10 protein-coding genes are annotated in these 16,329 nt (G+C 71.8%); 7 read left to right on the top strand and 3 right to left on the bottom strand.

Annotation, left to right across the window (positions count from 1 at the left end; genetic code table 11):
* The first annotated feature begins 95 nt into the window (after positions 1-95).
* Positions 96-854, top strand: a complete 759-nt coding sequence (locus ACFWPT_RS37500) for a response regulator transcription factor (RefSeq protein ID WP_079135841.1) — start codon at positions 96-98, stop codon at positions 852-854.
* Between the two features lie 20 nt (positions 855-874).
* On the opposite strand, the gene ACFWPT_RS37495 is transcribed toward ACFWPT_RS37500, so the two are convergent.
* Positions 875-2,098, bottom strand: a complete 1,224-nt coding sequence (locus tag ACFWPT_RS37495) for a winged helix-turn-helix domain-containing protein (protein WP_380376982.1) — start codon at positions 2,096-2,098, stop codon at positions 875-877.
* A gap of 56 nt (positions 2,099-2,154) precedes the next feature.
* Positions 2,155-2,727 carry a GNAT family N-acetyltransferase gene (locus ACFWPT_RS37490; protein ID WP_380376979.1) on the bottom strand — a complete coding sequence of 191 codons (573 nt, stop codon included), beginning with the start codon at positions 2,725-2,727 and terminating at the stop codon, positions 2,155-2,157.
* 242 nt (positions 2,728-2,969) lie between these two features.
* Between ACFWPT_RS37490 and secA the strand changes: the two genes are divergently transcribed.
* On the top strand, positions 2,970-5,732 hold the full coding sequence (gene secA / locus ACFWPT_RS37485) for a preprotein translocase subunit SecA (protein WP_380487313.1): 2,763 nt from the start codon (positions 2,970-2,972) through the stop codon (positions 5,730-5,732).
* 140 nt (positions 5,733-5,872) lie between these two features.
* On the opposite strand, the gene ACFWPT_RS37480 is transcribed toward secA, so the two are convergent.
* Positions 5,873-6,313: an Rv3235 family protein gene (locus tag ACFWPT_RS37480; protein ID WP_063349159.1), complete on the bottom strand. Its 441-nt coding sequence runs from the start codon at positions 6,311-6,313 to the stop codon at positions 5,873-5,875.
* Positions 6,314-6,673: 360 nt separating this feature from the next.
* Between ACFWPT_RS37480 and ACFWPT_RS37475 the strand changes: the two genes are divergently transcribed.
* The 5 genes from ACFWPT_RS37475 to ACFWPT_RS37455 all read left to right on the top strand — a co-directional run bounded on the left by ACFWPT_RS37475 (position 6,674) and on the right by ACFWPT_RS37455 (position 16,168).
* Complete coding sequence (locus tag ACFWPT_RS37475) at positions 6,674-7,816, top strand: patatin-like phospholipase family protein (protein ID WP_380487311.1); 1,143 nt, start codon at positions 6,674-6,676, stop codon at positions 7,814-7,816.
* 90 nt (positions 7,817-7,906) lie between these two features.
* Positions 7,907-8,416, top strand: a complete 510-nt coding sequence (locus ACFWPT_RS37470) for a DUF6912 family protein (RefSeq protein ID WP_350881082.1) — start codon at positions 7,907-7,909, stop codon at positions 8,414-8,416.
* Positions 8,417-8,501: 85 nt separating this feature from the next.
* Complete coding sequence (locus tag ACFWPT_RS37465; protein ID WP_079135844.1) at positions 8,502-9,161, top strand: HAD family hydrolase; 660 nt, start codon at positions 8,502-8,504, stop codon at positions 9,159-9,161.
* Positions 9,162-9,312: 151 nt separating this feature from the next.
* Positions 9,313-10,938 (top strand): L-glutamate gamma-semialdehyde dehydrogenase, encoded by a 1,626-nt coding sequence (pruA, locus tag ACFWPT_RS37460; RefSeq protein ID WP_380487322.1) that lies wholly within the window; start codon positions 9,313-9,315, stop codon positions 10,936-10,938.
* A gap of 283 nt (positions 10,939-11,221) precedes the next feature.
* Complete coding sequence (locus ACFWPT_RS37455; RefSeq protein ID WP_380487309.1) at positions 11,222-16,168, top strand: NAD-glutamate dehydrogenase; 4,947 nt, start codon at positions 11,222-11,224, stop codon at positions 16,166-16,168.
* Positions 16,169-16,329: the final 161 nt, after the last annotated feature.

Below are 16,329 nucleotides of genomic sequence, written 5' to 3'. Positions count from 1 at the left end.
CACCCGATGCGGAACGGCGGCGTCGGAGGGTGACCGCAACGGCCGCGCGGCGTGGAATGATTGGCGCACGACGACCCGCGAAGGGGGAGGAGCGGATGGGGGATCACTTCGGGCTGGGGCCCGCTACGGGGCCGGTCACCGGACTGTCACCGGGACCGGAGGAGGAACCCGCGTACGCGCCGCACCGGGGTGAGCCGATCCGCGTGCTGGTGGTGGACGACCACGCGTTGTTCCGCAGGGGGCTGGAGATCGTGCTCGCGGAGGAGCCGGACATCAAGGTCGTCGGCGAGGCCGGCGACGGCGCCGAGGCCGTGCTGAAGGCCGCCGACCTGCTGCCGGACATCATCCTGATGGACGTCCGGATGCCGCGCCGCAGCGGGATCGAGGCCTGCACCGCGATCAAGGACGTGGCACCCAGCACCAAGATCATCATGTTGACGATAAGCGACGAGGAGGCCGACCTCTACGAGGCGATCAAGGCAGGCGCCACCGGCTACCTGCTGAAGGAGATCTCCACCGACGAGGTCGCCACCGCGATCCGCGCGGTCGCCGACGGGCAGTCCCAGATCAGCCCGTCGATGGCGTCCAAGCTGCTCACCGAGTTCAAGTCGATGATCCAGCGCCGCTCCGACGACCGGGACCTGGTGCCCGCACCCCGGCTCACCGACCGGGAGTTGGAGGTGCTCAAGCTGGTGGCGACCGGGATGAACAACCGGGAGATCGCCAAGGAGCTGTTCATCAGCGAGAACACCGTGAAGAACCACGTGCGCAACATCCTGGAGAAGCTCCAACTGCACTCCAGGATGGAGGCCGTGGTGTACGCGATGCGCGAGAAGATCCTTGAAATAGGGTGACCGTGGCTGCGCCCCAAGCCCTAGCTCGCGAGGAGTTTCTCGAGGGCCGGGCGCAGCCGCTCGTCCGGCAGGGCCTCGACCCGGACGTCGTCGCAGCCCACCCAGGCGGCCGCCTCGCGCAGGGCCGCCGCCAGCGCCTCGACGTGCCGGGCGCCGTGCCCCCGGTCGCCGGACAGTGAGACCTGACGGGCCACCAGGGTGCGCCCCTCCCGGGCCGGGTCGACCCGGCCCACCAGCCGGCCGCCGGCCAGCAGCGGCATCGCGAAGTAACCGTGCACCCGCTTGTGCTTGGGCGTGTAGGCCTCCAGCCGGTGCGTCATGCCGAAGATCCGCTCGGTGCGTGCGCGGTCCCAGATCAGCGAGTCGAACGGCGAGAGCAGCGTGGTGCGGTGGCGCCCGCGCGGGGCGGTGGCCAGTGCGGCCGGATCGGCCCAGGCCGCCGCCGCGGCGCCGTCCGGGCCCCAGCCGGCCACCTCGACCGGGACGAGCCCGCAGTCCGCGAGGACCGGGTCCAGCTCCTCGGCGCGCAGCCGGTGGTAGTCCAGCAGGTCGGCCCGGGTGGCCACGCCGAGCGCGGCCCCGGCCTGGGCGACCAGGGTGCGCACGCAATCCCGGTCGGTGCGGTCCTGCCCGAACAGGGCCTCGGGGATGGCCTGTTCGGCCAGCGCGTAGACGCGCTTCCAGCTCCGGCGCTCGGTGCAGACCACGTCGCCGAAGGCCAGCGCCCGTTCCACCGCGATCTTGGTGTCCGACCAGTCCCACCACTCGGCGGTCTTCTTGGCGCCGCCCAGCTCCGTGGAGGTCAACGGGCCCTCGGCGCGCAGCTTGTCGAGCACGTGCCGGTACGTCTCGGGCGTCACCTGGTGGCCCCAGAGGTGGCCGCGCTCGCGGTAGCGGCGGCGCCGGAACGCGAACAGCGGCCACTCCTCGACCGGCAGGATGCAGGCCGCGTGCGACCAGTACTCGAAGCTCGTGCCCGCGCCCCAGTACGCCGCCTCGACGGCCGGGCGGCCGACCGCGCCGAGCCGGGCGTACGGCACCAGTTCGTGGGAGCGGGCCAGCACCGAGATGGTGTCCAGCTGGACGGCGCCCAGGTGTCGCAGCACCCCGCGCACCCCGGCCCGGCGGTCCGGCGCGCCGAGCAGGCCCTGGGCGCGAAGGGCGATCCGGCGGGCTTCGTCGGCGCTCAGGACGGTGACGGGCGGCGGGCCGGCGGGGGAGCCGGCGGCAGGCAGGGCGGTCATGTCGGCGAGGGTAGTCCGGGGCACCGACAGCCGGTCGGGGTGCGCCGACGCGGACGTCAGGGGCGGAGGTCCGGGAGGTCCGGGAGGTCCGAGGCGAGCAGCGAGGCGACCCAGGCGTCGTGGAAGGCGCCGCGCTGCTCGGCGTACGAGCGCAGGGTGCCCTCGAAGCGGTAGCCGACCTTCTCGGCCACCGCGCGGGAGCCCTCGTTGCCCACGTAGGCCTGCCACTCCAGGCGGCGCAGGCCGAGCTCGACCAGGCCGTGGCGGGCGACCGCGCGGGCGGCCTCGACCGTGTAGCCGCGGCCGCGGAACTCCTTCGTTGCCCACCAGCCGACCTCGGCGGAGCCCGGGTCGCCGTGGCGCAGCACGAGGCCCTGGGTGCCGACCAGGACGTCGGAGCCGTGCTCGAACACGCACCAGATCCGGTTCTCGCCGGTGCGCCAGCCGTGCGCGGCGAGGTCGCGGACGAAGTATTCGGCGTCCTCGCGCCGGTACGGGCTCGGGACGACCGTCCAGCGCTGGATCTCGGCGTCCTGGCAGGCGGCGAAGACGGCGTCGATGTCCGACTCCTGCGGGGCCCGCAGGACGAGGCGGTCGGTGGTGAGGGTGGCGGTGCGGGGCTCTTCCATGGGCGGATTATTCCGTGGAAAGAGGAATTCGGGCATCCGAATATCGAGCCAACCCCTCGATCCGCTGACCGGTTTGTCCCGGTGGACGGTGCTATCGGATCAAGTGCTCGCGCGGGTGACACGGGAATACCGTGCTGACGCACCTCCCGGGGCATTGGACTCCTCGCATACGATGGCCCGTGCGGTGGGGTGAACCCGCCGTGCAGTCGTCCAGTGCCAATACAGGCAAGGAGCCCGCCCAAGTGTCCGTCTTCGACAAGATCCTGCGCGCCGGCGAAGGCAAGATCCTTCGCAAGCTGCAGCGGATTGCTGCCCAGGTCAACTCCATCGAAGAGGACTTCGTCAACCTCACCGACGCCGAGCTGCGCGCGCTGACCGACGAGTACAAGCAGCGGCTCGCGGACGGCGAGACCCTGGACGACATCCTCCCCGAGGCGTTCGCCACGGTGCGCGAGGCCGCCAAGCGGGTGCTCGGTCAGCGGCACTACGACGTTCAGCTCATGGGTGGTGCGGCCCTGCACCACGGGTACGTGGCCGAGATGCGCACCGGTGAGGGCAAGACCCTCGTCGGCACCCTGCCCGCGTACCTGAACGCGCTCACCGGCAAGGGCGTCCACCTGATCACCGTCAACGACTACCTCGCCGAGCGCGACTCGGAGTGGATGGGCCGGGTGCACCGCTTCCTCGGCCTCGAAGTCGGTGTGATCCTCGGCAACATGACGCCCGCCGAGCGCAAGCACCAGTACTCGATGGACATCACGTACGGCACGAACAACGAGTTCGGCTTCGACTACCTGCGCGACAACATGGCCTGGTCGAAGGACGAACTCGTCCAGCGCGGCCACAATTTCGCGGTCGTCGACGAGGTCGACTCGATCCTCATCGACGAGGCCCGCACCCCGCTGATCATCTCCGGCCCGGCCGACCAGGCGACCAAGTGGTACGCCGACTTCGCCAAGCTGGTGCTGCGCCTGAAGATCGACCGCGACTACGAGGTCGACGAGAAGAAGCGCACCGTCGGCATCCTGGAGGAGGGCGTCACCCGGGTCGAGGACTACCTCGGCATCGACAACCTCTACGAGTCGGTGAACACCCCGCTGGTCGGCTTCCTGAACAACGCCATCAAGGCGAAGGAGCTGTACCGGGCGGACAAGGACTACGTCGTCATGAACGGCGAGGTCATGATCGTCGACGAGCACACCGGCCGCATCCTGGCCGGCCGCCGCTACAACGAGGGCATGCACCAGGCGATCGAGGCGAAGGAGGGGGTGGAGGTCCAGAACGAGAACCAGACGCTGGCCACCATCACCCTGCAGAACTTCTTCCGCCTGTACGACAAGCTCGCCGGCATGACCGGTACCGGCACCACCGAGGCCGCCGAGTTCCACCAGATCTACAAGCTCGGCGTGGTGCCGATCCCGACGAACAAGAACCCGCTGCGCATCGACCAGCCCGACCTGATCTACAAGTCGGAGCCGGCCAAGTTCGCCGCCGTGGTCGAGGACATCGCCGAGAAGCACGAGAAGGGCCAGCCGGTGCTGGTCGGCACCGTGTCGGTGGAGAAGTCCGAGTACCTGTCGCAGGAGCTGCGCAAGCGCGGCATCCCGCACGAGGTGCTGAACGCCAAGCACCACGAGCGCGAGGCGCAGATCGTCGCGCAGGCGGGCCGCAAGGGCGCCGTGACCGTCGCCACCAACATGGCCGGCCGCGGTACCGACATCATGCTCGGCGGCAACTCCGACCACCTCGCGGCGGCCGAGCTGGCGCAGCGCGGGCTCACCCCGACCGAGACCCCGGAGGAGTACGAGGCCGCGTTCCCCGCCGCCCTGGAGAAGGCCAAGGCCTCGGTCAAGGCGGAGCAGGACGAGGTCAAGGAGGCCGGCGGCCTCTACGTGCTGGGCACCGAGCGGCACGAGTCCCGCCGGATCGACAACCAGCTGCGCGGCCGCTCCGGCCGTCAGGGCGACCCGGGCGAGTCCCGCTTCTACCTGTCGCTGGGCGACGACCTGATGCGCCTGTTCAAGGCCGGCATGGTCGAGCGCGTGCTGTCGATGGCCAACGTGCCCGAGGACGTGCCGATCGAGTCCAAGATGGTCACCCGGGCGATCGCCTCCGCGCAGACCCAGGTCGAGCAGCAGAACTTCGAGATCCGCAAGAACGTCCTCAAGTACGACGAGGTGCTGAACCGCCAGCGCGAGGTCATCTACGGCGAGCGCCGCCGCGTGCTGGAGGGCGAGGACCTGCAGGAGCAGGTCGGCCACTTCATGGACGACACCGTCGAGGCCTACGTCAAGGCGGCCACCGGCGAGGGCTTCGAGGACGACTGGGACCTGGAGAAGCTCTGGACCGCGCTCAAGCAGCTCTACCCGGTCACCCTGGACCTGGAGGAGCTGGAGGAGGAGGCCGGCGGTTCCGCCGGGATGACCTCCGAGTTCCTGGTCAAGGTCGTCCAGGAGGACATCCAGGCGCAGTACGGCGCCCGCGAGGACCAGCTCGGCGCCGAGATCATGCGTGAGCTGGAGCGCCGGGTCGTGCTGTCGGTGCTGGACCGCCGCTGGCGCGAGCACCTCTACGAGATGGACTACCTCCAGGAGGGCATCGGCCTGCGGGCCATGGCGCAGCGCGACCCGCTGATCGAGTACCAGCGCGAGGGCTTCGACATGTTCACCGCGATGATGGAGGGCATCAAGGAGGAGTCCGTCGGCTACCTGTTCAACCTGGAGGTCCAGGTCGAGCAGCAGGTCGAGGAGGTCCCGATCGCGGACGCCGAGGTGCTGCTCGACAAGCTGGAGAAGGACGCCGCCCGCCCGGAGATCAAGGCCAAGGGCCTGGAGGCCCCGAAGCCGCAGCGGCTGCACTACACGGCCCCCTCGGACGAGGTCGGCGGCGGTGTCATCGAGGGCGACTTCGAGGACCTCGGGCCGGAGGACGAGGGCGACGGGCTGACCCGCGCCGAGCGCCGCAAGGCCGCGAAGTCGGCCAAGGGCCGCCGCCGCAAGGGCTGAGCAGGCCGCAGGACGCCGCACAGGGCGCCGCTCCCGGACGGGGGCGGCGCCCTGCGCCGTCCCGGGCCGCCGCGCGGTCGTGGGGGCCGCTGTGGCCGCCCTGGCCGCTGCGACTGCCGTGGTCGCTGCGACTGCCGTGGTCATCGGGCCTCCACGGCGGTGCACTGCCACTGCCCGGCCTGGCCGCGCTGCTCCAGCCGGAAGGCCACCATGTGGTGCCGCCGGCCGAGGTCGACCCGGACGCAGGCCTCGACCGCGTCGGGCGAGGGCGAGCGGTCGTGCACCGGGCCCAGCCGGGGCCGGTCGGCGGCGCCGCCGCGGCGCAGCGCGCCGGCCCGGACCAGGGAGGCGAGCTGCCCGTAGCCGTCCAGGCTGGTGTGCCGCATCAGCTGGCCGGAGGGCCGGGCGCCGGTGAGCACCTCGACCAGCTGGTGGGCGAAGCGGGAGGCCAGCGCCCGGGGATCGTGGCCGCCCGGGCCGGTGCAGGCGGCGCGGGGGTGGCGCGGGCGGCGCCCGGCCGGGTCGTGGGCGGCGGTCGTGCGCGGCCGGCGGTGCGGGCGGGCGGTGAGCGGTGCGGTCACGGCGGGCTCCTGGGCAAGGTGGTACGGGTGCGGACGGGTCCTTGCTAGCGGTGCGCCGCGTCGGGCGGCAAGGGCTTTTGCCGCTGCTCCCGGAGTGACCGGCAAGTTCACCTATCCGAGTGAATCGATCAGTGCGGTGCCGGGCCCGGCGCGCGGTCGTGCGGTGCCCGATTGACGTGCGTGGGCGGGCCGTACGGTCCGAAAGAGGACGGTTCGATGCGCCGGACCGGGTGGCCCGAACCGCCGCCCCCGTTGCGGCGCCGGGCCGTCGGCGCGCACCATCGGAGCCTGATCGGGAACCGCGCGGAGCGGGACGGGGCCGGGCGGCCACGACCGCACCCACGACGACGGGCGGTCGCGATGACGACACGGGTAGCGGCGGTTCCGGCTCCGGCAGCCGCGGGCACCGCCCCGCCGACCGGGGACGCACCCCGGCGCGGCCTGGTGCTGGGCGGCGGCGGGATGCTCGGCGCGGCCTGGACGGTCGGCGCGCTCTGCGCCGTCGAGGAGGCCACCGGCTGGCGGCCGGGCCACGCGGACGTGCTGCTCGGCACCTCGGCGGGCTCGATCCTCGGCGCGATGCTGGCCGGCGGGGTCCGCACCGAGCAACTGCGCGACCACCAGCGCGGCCTGCCGATCACCGACGGCCCGCTGGCCGGGGTGGACTTCGACTACGACACGGCCGCCGGCGGCGCGCTGCCGCCCCGCCCCGGGGCCGGCATCGGCTCGCCCGGCCTGCTGCGGGACGCCGTCCGGCACCCGCGCGAGTACCCGCTGCTGACCATGGTGTCGGCGATGGCGCCGCCCGGCCGCGGTTCGCTGGCCCCGGTCGGCGAGCTGGTGCGCGGCCTGCTCGGCCCGGGCGGCTGGCCGCCGCCGGGCGCCGACGGCGAGGCCGACGCCGGGGCCGGAGCGGCGGTGCTGCGGGTGGCGGCCGTGGACTACCGCAGCGGCCGCCGGGTGGTCTTCGGGGACCCGGACGCCCCGGCGGTCGCGGTCGCCGACGCGGTGATGGCCTCCTGCTCGATCCCCGGCTGGTTCGCGCCGGTGCGGCTGAACGGCTCGGCGTACGTGGACGGCGGCTGCTGGTCCGCCACCAACGCCGACCTGCTGCTCGGCCGCGGCCTGGACGAGGTGTACGTGCTCGCCCCGATGGCCCTGCGGCTGCGCCCCCGCGCCGACCGTGCCGACGCCGACGCCGGCGGGGTCGCCGGCACCAGCGGGCTCGCGGGCTCCCTCGCCGCGCTGCGCGAGTGGCGCGCCCGGGACCGCCCGCGCGGCGTGCTGGCCCAGCTGGTCAGCCGCTACCGCCGCGCCGTCACCCGGCAGCTGCTGCGCGAGGCCGTGCTGCTGCGGGCCGAGGGCGTACGGGTGCGGCTGCTCGCGCCGACCCCGGCCGACCTGGCCGTGATGGGCCCGAACATGATGGACCCGGCCCGCCGCGACGCGGTGCTGGAGAGCGCCCTGCACACGTGCGGCGAGGCCCTGCGGGCCGCCCGCTGAGTCGGGCCGAGGTGATCACGCCCGGCCCGGCGGCGCTTATTCTTGGGGCGCTGGAAGCTGTGCCGCTGGACGAACCGGAGAGTGCCACCGATGCGCGTGTACGTGCCCACCACCCTGAACGGCCTGGCGGCGGCGCACCCGGGTGGTGCCCTGGACCAGTCCGCGGCCTACGCCGTGACGCCCGCGCTGCGCGAGTGGTACGTCAGTGACGACCTGGAGGAGCTGGAGTACGCGGCGCTGAACCGGGCCGCGCAGTCCTCCCTGCGGCTGCTGGCCGCCGACCCGGACGCCCCGCGCCGCCGGGTCGTGGTGGCCCTGGACGTGGCCGACTCGGCCGTCCGGCCGTTCCCCGGCGACGAGTACCAGGACCAGGCCTCGCTCGGCCGGGTCGTGCTGGCCGGCCCGCTGCCGCTGGCGAAGGCGGCGGCGGTGCACGCGGACGTCGCCGACGGCGAGGTGGTCGAGGACGTCGCGGCCGCGGTGGCGGCGGTGGCCGCGGCCGACGCGGGCGACCAGGACGCCCAGTTCACCGTGGACGGGGCCGAGGACCACGACCTGCTCTGGTTCGCCACCCAGGAGATCTCCGCGCTGCTGGCCTGAACGGCCGGGTGCACCCGAGCGGAGCAGAGGGGTGCGTGAGCCCCGTCCTACCGGCGTGTCGGTGGTCGGGGCTACCGTTTCGCGCGTGGCTACACACATCGTTTGGGACTGGAACGGCACGCTCTTCCACGACATGGAGGCGGTGCTCGGCGCGAGCAACGCCGCGTTCGCGACCATCGGCGTCGGGCCGATGACCATGCGGGAGTACCGCGAGCAGTACGAGATCCCGATCCCCCGGTTCTACGAGCGGCTGCTCGGCCGGATGCCGTCCCAGGAGGAGTGGCTCCGGCTGGACGAGGCCTTCCACGACCGCTACCGGGAGCTGAGCCCGGCCTGCGGGCTGACGGACGGCGTGCACGAGCTGATGGACGGCTGGCGGGAGGCCGGGCACAGCCAGTCGCTGCTGTCGATGTACGAGCACGAGAAGCTGCTGCCGCTGGTCGACGCCTTCGGCCTGACCGGCCGGTTCCTGCGGGTGGACGGCCGCAGCGGCCCGTCCGGCGGCCAGAAGGCGGAGCAGTTGGCCCGGCACCTGGCCGCGCTCGGCGAGCGGGTGGATCCGGCCCGTACGGTGCTGATCGGCGACGCGGCGGACGACGCCCGGGCGGCCCTGGGCGCGGGTGCGCGCGCGGTGCTCTACACCGGCGGCTCGCACACCCGGGAGAAGCTGGAGCCGCTCGGGGTGCCGGTGGTGGACAGCCTGGCGGAGGCGGTCGAGCTGGCCGGGCGGCTGGGGCGGGGCTGACCGGCCGGGGCGGGCGTGGCGGGCGCCACGTCCGCCGTCCGCGTGTCTGAGCGGGCGGATCGCGTGGCCGCTGGTCAGGCTGGACCAGGGCCTGTCCGGTGGGATCGGGCCCTCCCACCGGAGCAGTCAGCAGGACGGAGCCGCCATGCCGATCGACGCAGTCACCGAGGTGCCCCTCCCGGTCAACGAGCCGGTGCTGGGGTACGCGCCCGGCAGCCCGGAGCGGGGCCGGCTGGTCCGGCGGCTGGACGAGCTGGCGGCCGAGCAGATCCCGTTGCCGATGACCATCGGCGGCGAGCAGCGGTTCGGCGGCGGTGAGCGGATCGACGTGGTCCAGCCGCACCACCACGCCGCCAAGCTGGGGGTGCTCGGCAACGCCACCCGGGAGGACGCCCGCGCGGCGGTGGACTCGGCGCTCGCGGCGGGCCGGCAGTGGCGGTCGCTGTCCTTCGACGACCGGGCGGCGGTCTTCCTGCGGGCCGCCGACCTGCTGGCCGGGCCCTGGCGGGAGACCCTCAACGCGGCCACCATGCTCGGCCAGTCCAAGACCGCGCAGCAGGCCGAGATCGACTCCGCCTGCGAACTGATCGACTTCTGGCGGTTCAACGTCCAGTTCGCCCGGCGGATCCTGGCCGAGCAGCCGATCTCCGCGCCGGGCGTCTGGAACCGGGTGGACCACCGCCCGCTGGAGGGTTTCGTCTACGCGATCACCCCGTTCAACTTCACCGCGATCGCCGGCAACCTGCCGACCGCGCCCGCGCTGATGGGCAACACCGTGGTCTGGAAGCCCGCGCCGACCCAGACCCTGGCCGCGTACTACCTGATGCGGCTGCTGGAGGCGGCCGGTCTGCCGCCCGGGGTGATCAACCTGGTCACCGGCGACGGCGTCCAGCTGTCCGCGGTGGCCCTCGCCGATCCGGCGCTCGCCGGGCTGCACTTCACCGGCTCCACCGCCACCTTCCAGTCGCTCTGGCAGACCATCGGCGCCAACATCGGCGGCTACCGGGCGTACCCGCGGATCGTCGGCGAGACCGGCGGCAAGGACTTCCTGCTGGCGCACCGCTCGGCCGACCCGGCGATCCTGAAGGCGGCGCTGGTCCGCGGCGCGTTCGAGTACCAGGGCCAGAAGTGCTCGGCGCTCTCCCGGGCCTACCTGCCGCGCAGCCTCTGGCAGAAGATCAAGGACGAGCTGCTGGCCGAGGTGGACGCGCTCACGGTGGGCGACGTCACCGACCTCTCCAACTTCATGGGCGCCCTCATCGACCGGCGCGCCTTCGAGAAGAACCGGGACGCCATCGAGCGGGCCAAGGCCGATTCGACGATCGAGCTGGCGGCGGGCGGCCAGTACGACGACGCGATCGGCTGGTTCGTCCGGCCGACCGTGCTGGTCTCCTCCGACTACCGCAACGAGATCTTCCGGACGGAGTACTTCGGCCCGATCCTGGCCGTCCACGTCTACGAGGACGCCCGCTGGGATGACGTGCTGCGCCGGGTCGACTCCGGCGCCCCGTACGGCCTGACCGGCTCGGTGATCGCGCAGGATCGTTACGCCATCGCCCAGGCGGTGGAGGCGCTGAGGTTCACCGCCGGGAACTTCTACATCAACGACAAGCCGACCGGCGCGGTCGTCGGCCAGCAGCCCTTCGGCGGCGGCCGGGCCTCCGGCACCAACGACAAGGCGGGCGCCGCCCAGAACCTCCTGCGCTGGACCTCGGCCCGCGCGATCAAGGAGACCTTCGTTCCCCCCACGGACCTGCGGTACCCGCACATGGGCTGAGAGTGAACGGGAGGCTCCGGTTTGGACATGGTGTCCAGGACGGACCGATCATCCTGCGAGTTTGCGCCTCCCTGTCCCTGTCCACCTTCGATTGATCCGGTTAGGCTGGCTGGCGTCGTCGGGTGGCTCCGCAGGACGAATCGTCCTACCCATTGCGAAGGAATTTCATGCGCGCCATGAAGCCTTTTCAGTCGGAAGGTGCGGCAGGATTGCGAGTGACCCGTCGGTGTACACCCACACACCACCGAGTCACGCAACGGCGCGCGACAGGAGCCAAGAAGTCATGCAGACCAAGCTGGACGCAGCCAAGGCCGACCTGCTCAAGAAAGCAGCCGCAGCCGCTGAGAACAGCCAGGTGGGGGGAGCGGCGCCGGGGGAAGGTCTGAGCAACGGCGCTCTGACCGCGTACCTGCACCACTACTACCTCCACACCGCGCCCGAGGACCTGGTCGACCGCGACCCGGTCGACGTCTACGGCGCGGCGGCCTCCCACTACCGGCTGGGCCTCAAGCGCCCGCAGGGCACCGCCGAGGTGCGGGTGCACACCCCCTCGGTCGAGGAGAACGCCTGGTCCTGCGGCCACACCGTGGTCGAGGTCGTCACCGACGACATGCCCTTCCTGGTCGACTCCGTCACCAACGAGCTGTCCCGCCAGGACCGCGCCATCCACGTCGTGATCCACCCCCAGCTGGTCGTCCGCCGTGACATCACCGGCAAGCTGCTGGAGATCCTGGACGTCGACGCCTGCTCCCGCAGCCAGGCCGCCGGCGCCGAGTGGCCCGCCGACGCGAGCGTCGAGTCGTGGATGCACATCGAGATCGACCGCGAGACCGACCGCGACGACCTGCGCGCGATCGAGGCCGACCTGCGCCGGGTGCTCGGCGACGTCCGCGAGGTCGTCGAGGACTGGAGCAAGATGCGCGAGAGCGCGCTGCGCCTGGCCGACGAGCTCGCCGAGGAGCCCCCGACCGGCCTGCCCGAGCAGGAGGTCGGCGAGGCCTGGGAGCTGATGCGCTGGCTCGCCGACGACCACTTCACCTTCCTCGGCTACCGCGAGTACGACCTGGCCGGGCACGAGGGCGAGGAGGTCCTGAAGGCCGTCGCCGGGACCGGCCTCGGCATCCTGCGCTCAGACCCGCGCGGCCACGACGACCACCACCACCCGGCCAGCGAGGCCTTCGGCCGCCTCTCCGCGCCGGTCCGCGCCAAGGCCCACGAGAAGAAGCTGCTCGTCCTCACCAAGGCCAACAGCCGCTCCACCGTGCACCGCCCGTCCTACCTGGACTACGTCGGCGTGAAGAAGTTCAACGCCGCCGGCGAGCCGATCGGCGAGCGCCGCTTCCTCGGCCTGTTCTCCTCCGCCGCCTACACCGAGTCGGTCACCCGCATCCCGGTCGTGCGCCGCAAGGTGCAGGAGGTGCTCGAAGGCTCCGGCTTCTCCAGCGAGAGCCACGACGGCCGCGACCTGCTGCAGATCATGGAGACCTTCCCGCGGGACGAGATGTTCCAGACCGCGGCCTCCGAGCTGATCTCCATCGCCACCAGCGTGCTGTACCTCCAGGAGCGCCGTAAGCTGCGGCTCTTCCTGCGCCAGGACGAGTACGGGCGCTACTTCTCCGCGTTCATCTACCTGCCGCGCGACCGCTACACCACCCGGATCCGGCTGCTGCTCACCGACATCCTCAAGGAAGAGCTGAACGGCGCCACCATCGACTACACGGTGTACGCCACCGAGTCGGTGCTGACCCGTCTGCACTTCGTGGTCCGCGTCGCCCCCGGCACCGAACTGCCGCAGCTCACCGACTCCGACATCGAGCGGATCGAGAACCGCCTCGCCGAGGCCGCCCGGTTCTGGATGGACGGCTTCCACGACCAGCTGCACACCGAACTGGGCGAGGAGAAGGCCGCCGAGCTCGGCCACAAGTACGCCAACGCCTTCCCCGACGGCTACCGCGCCGACTTCCCGCCGCGCACCGCCGTCGCCGACATCAAGCAGATCGAGTCGCTGCACGGCGAGGGCGACTTCCGCCTCAACCTGTACCAGCCGGTCGGTGCCGGCGCCGACGAGCGCCGCTTCAAGGTCTACCGGGTCGGCGGCCCGATCTCGCTGACCGAGGTCCTGCCGGTGCTCCAGCGCCTGGGCGTCGAGGTGCTGGACGAGCACCCGTACGCGCTGCGCCGCTCCGACGACACCACCGCGTGGGTGTACGACTTCGGCCTGAAGCTGCGCGAGGCCACCGAGCTCACCGACGAGGCCCGCGAGCGCTTCCAGGAGACCTTCGCCGCCACCTGGACCGGCAAGGCCGAGAACGACGGCTTCAACGAGCTGGTCCTCACCGCCGGGCTGACCTGGCGCCAGGCGACGGTGCTGCGCGCGTACGCCAAGTACCTGCGCCAGGCGGGCTCCACGTTCTCCCAGGACTACATGGAGGACGCGCTCCGCAACAACACCCACACCACCCGGCTGCTGGTCAACCTGTTCGAGGCCCGGCTGAGCCCCAGCCACCAGCAGGGCGCCGCCGAGCTGACCGAGGGCATCCTGGAGGAGCTGTCCGGCGCGCTCGACGAGGTCGTCTCGCTGGACGAGGACCGCATCCTGCGCTCCTTCCTGCACCTCATCACGGCCACCCTGCGGACCAACTTCTTCCAGCACGACGGCTCCGGTGACTGGCACTCCTACGTGTCGATGAAGTTCGACCCGAAGGCCATCCCGGACCTGCCGGCCCCGCGCCCCGCGTTCGAGATCTGGGTGTACTCGCCGCAGGTCGAGGGCGTGCACCTGCGCTTCGGCAAGGTCGCCCGCGGCGGTCTGCGCTGGTCCGACCGGCGCGAGGACTTCCGCACCGAGATCCTCGGCCTGGTCAAGGCGCAGATGGTCAAGAACACCGTCATCGTGCCGGTCGGCGCCAAGGGCGGCTTCGTCGCCAAGCAGCTGCCGGACCCGTCGGTCGACCGGGACGCCTGGCTGGCCGAGGGCATCTCCTCGTACAAGACGTTCATCTCCGCGCTGCTCGACATCACCGACAACCTGGTCGCCGGCGAGGTCGTCCACCCGGCCGACGTCGTCCGCCACGACGAGGACGACACCTACCTCGTCGTCGCCGCCGACAAGGGCACCGCGACCTTCTCCGACATCGCCAACGGCGTCGCCGAGTCCTACGGCTTCTGGCTGGGCGACGCGTTCGCCTCCGGCGGCTCGGCCGGCTACGACCACAAGGGCATGGGCATCACGGCCCGCGGCGCCTGGGAGTCGGTCAAGCGCAACTTCCGCGAACTCGGCGTCGACACCCAGACCGAGGACTTCAAGGTCATCGGCATCGGCGACATGTCCGGCGACGTCTTCGGCAACGGCATGCTGCTCAGCGAGCACATCCGCCTGGTCGCCGCCTTCGACCACCGCCACATCTTCCTCGACCCGAACCCGGACGCCGCCGCCTCCTACGCCGAGCGGCGCCGGCTCTTCGAACTGCCCCGCAGCTCCTGGGACGACTACGACAAGTCGCTGATCTCGTCCGGCGGCGGCGTCTTCCCGCGCACCGCCAAGTCGATCCAGCTCAGCACGCAGGTCCGGGCCGCCCTCGGCGTCCAGGACACCCGGCTCACCCCGGCCGAGCTGATGAAGGCGATCCTCCAGGCACCGGTCGACCTGTTCTGGAACGGGGGCATCGGCACCTACGTCAAGGCCTCCACCGAGACCAACGCCGAGGTCGGCGACAAGGCCAACGACGCCATCCGCGTCAACGGCGACCAGGTCCGGGCCCGCGTCATCGGCGAGGGCGGCAACCTCGGCTGCACCCAGCTCGGCCGCATCGAGTACGCCGCGGTCGGCGGCCCCGAGAGCGCCGGCGGCTGGATCAACACCGACGCCATCGACAACTCGGCCGGCGTGGACACCTCGGACCACGAGGTCAACATCAAGATCCTGCTCAACCAGGTCGTCACCGACGGCGACATGACGGTCAAGCAGCGCAACGTCCTGCTCGCCGAGATGACCGACGAGGTCGGCCACCTGGTGCTGCGCAACAACTACGCGCAGAACGTGGTGCTGGCCAACGCCGTCGCCCAGGCGCACAGCATGGTCAACGTCCACTCCCGGATGATCAACCGCTTCGAGCGGGCCGGCCGGCTCGACCGGGGCCTGGAGTTCCTGCCCGCCGAGCGCCAGATCCGCGAGCGCCAGCAGGGCGGCCGCGGCCTGTCGCAGCCGGAGATGTCCGTCCTGCTCGCGTACACCAAGATCATCCTGGCCGACGAGCTGCTGGCCACTGACCTGCCGGACGACCCGTACTTCCGCACCGCGCTGCACGACTACTTCCCGAGCGCGCTGCGGGCGAAGTTCGCCGACGCGATCGACAACCACGCGCTGCGCCGCGAGATCATCACCACGCTGATCGTCAACGACACGATCAACCGCGGTGGTTGCACCTTCGCCTTCCGCCTGAAGGAGGAGACCGGCGCGACCTACGAGGAGATCGCCCGGACGCACACCGCCGCGCGGGCCGTCTTCGGCCTGGAGGAGATCTGGGCCGAGATCGAGGGCCTGGACAACAAGGTCCCGGCCCGGATCCAGACCAAGATGCGGCTGCACTCGCGGCGCCTGGTCGAGCGCGCCACCCGGTGGATGCTCAACAACCGCCGCCAGCCGCTCGACATCGCCGGCACCATCGAGTTCTTCCACGACCGGGTCAGCCAGGTCTGGGGCTCGCTGCCCAAGCCGCTGCGCGGCGAGGACCTGACCTGGTTCGAGGGCATCCAGGGCGAGCTCGCCGCGGCCGGCGTGCCGGACGAGCTGGTCACCCGGATCGCCGGGCTGTCCTCGGTCTTCCCGACCCTGGACATCACCGAGGTCGCGGACCGCTCCGGCAAGGACGTCGCCGAGGTCGCCGAGCTCTACTACGACCTGGGCGACCGCCTGCAGATCTCGCACCTGCTCGACCGCATCATCGACCTGCCCCGCACCGACCGCTGGTCGTCCATGGCCCGGGCCGCGATCCGCGAGGACCTCTTCGCGGCGCACGCGGCGCTGACCGCCGACATCCTGGCCTGCGGCCCCGAGGGCGCCACCCCCGAGGAGCGCTACACCGCCTGGGCGGACCTCAACTCCACCCTGCTGAACCGCGCCAAGAGCACCCTCGACGACATAAGGGGTTCGGACAACTACGAGCTGTCCAGCCTCTCGGTCGCGATGCGCGTCATCCGCACCCTCCTGCGCACGGGCTCCATGCGCTGACGGCAGGCGGCACAGCAAGGTCCTGTCCGGCCGATCTTGCCGGGCCCGCGACGCCGGGCATCCCGCCTGGACGCACGCCCGAATCGCCCAAGTACGTCCAGTACGAGGACGATTCGGGCGCACGCCCAGCCGGGCGCCCAACGCCGCGGGCTGATCCGCCA

This window comes from Kitasatospora sp. NPDC058478 (genome assembly GCF_042720345.1).
GTDB lineage: Bacteria > Actinomycetota > Actinomycetes > Streptomycetales > Streptomycetaceae > Kitasatospora.
The sequence above is the reverse complement of the archived record's forward strand: the minus strand, read 5'-3'. Positions and strand labels throughout refer to the sequence as shown.

What these genes read in the sequence shown, in the direction of transcription:
- ACFWPT_RS37500 (WP_079135841.1), top strand. Translation starts at nt 96, where the DNA reads ATGGGGGATCACTTCGGGCTGGGGCCCGCTACGGGGCCGGTCACCGGA.
- ACFWPT_RS37495 (WP_380376982.1), bottom strand. Translation starts at nt 2,098, where the DNA reads ATGACCGCCCTGCCTGCCGCCGGCTCCCCCGCCGGCCCGCCGCCCGTC.
- ACFWPT_RS37490 (WP_380376979.1), bottom strand. Translation starts at nt 2,727, where the DNA reads ATGGAAGAGCCCCGCACCGCCACCCTCACCACCGACCGCCTCGTCCTG.
- ACFWPT_RS37475 (WP_380487311.1), top strand. Translation starts at nt 6,674, where the DNA reads ATGACGACACGGGTAGCGGCGGTTCCGGCTCCGGCAGCCGCGGGCACC.
- ACFWPT_RS37470 (WP_350881082.1), top strand. Translation starts at nt 7,907, where the DNA reads ATGCGCGTGTACGTGCCCACCACCCTGAACGGCCTGGCGGCGGCGCAC.
- ACFWPT_RS37455 (WP_380487309.1), top strand. Translation starts at nt 11,222, where the DNA reads ATGCAGACCAAGCTGGACGCAGCCAAGGCCGACCTGCTCAAGAAAGCA.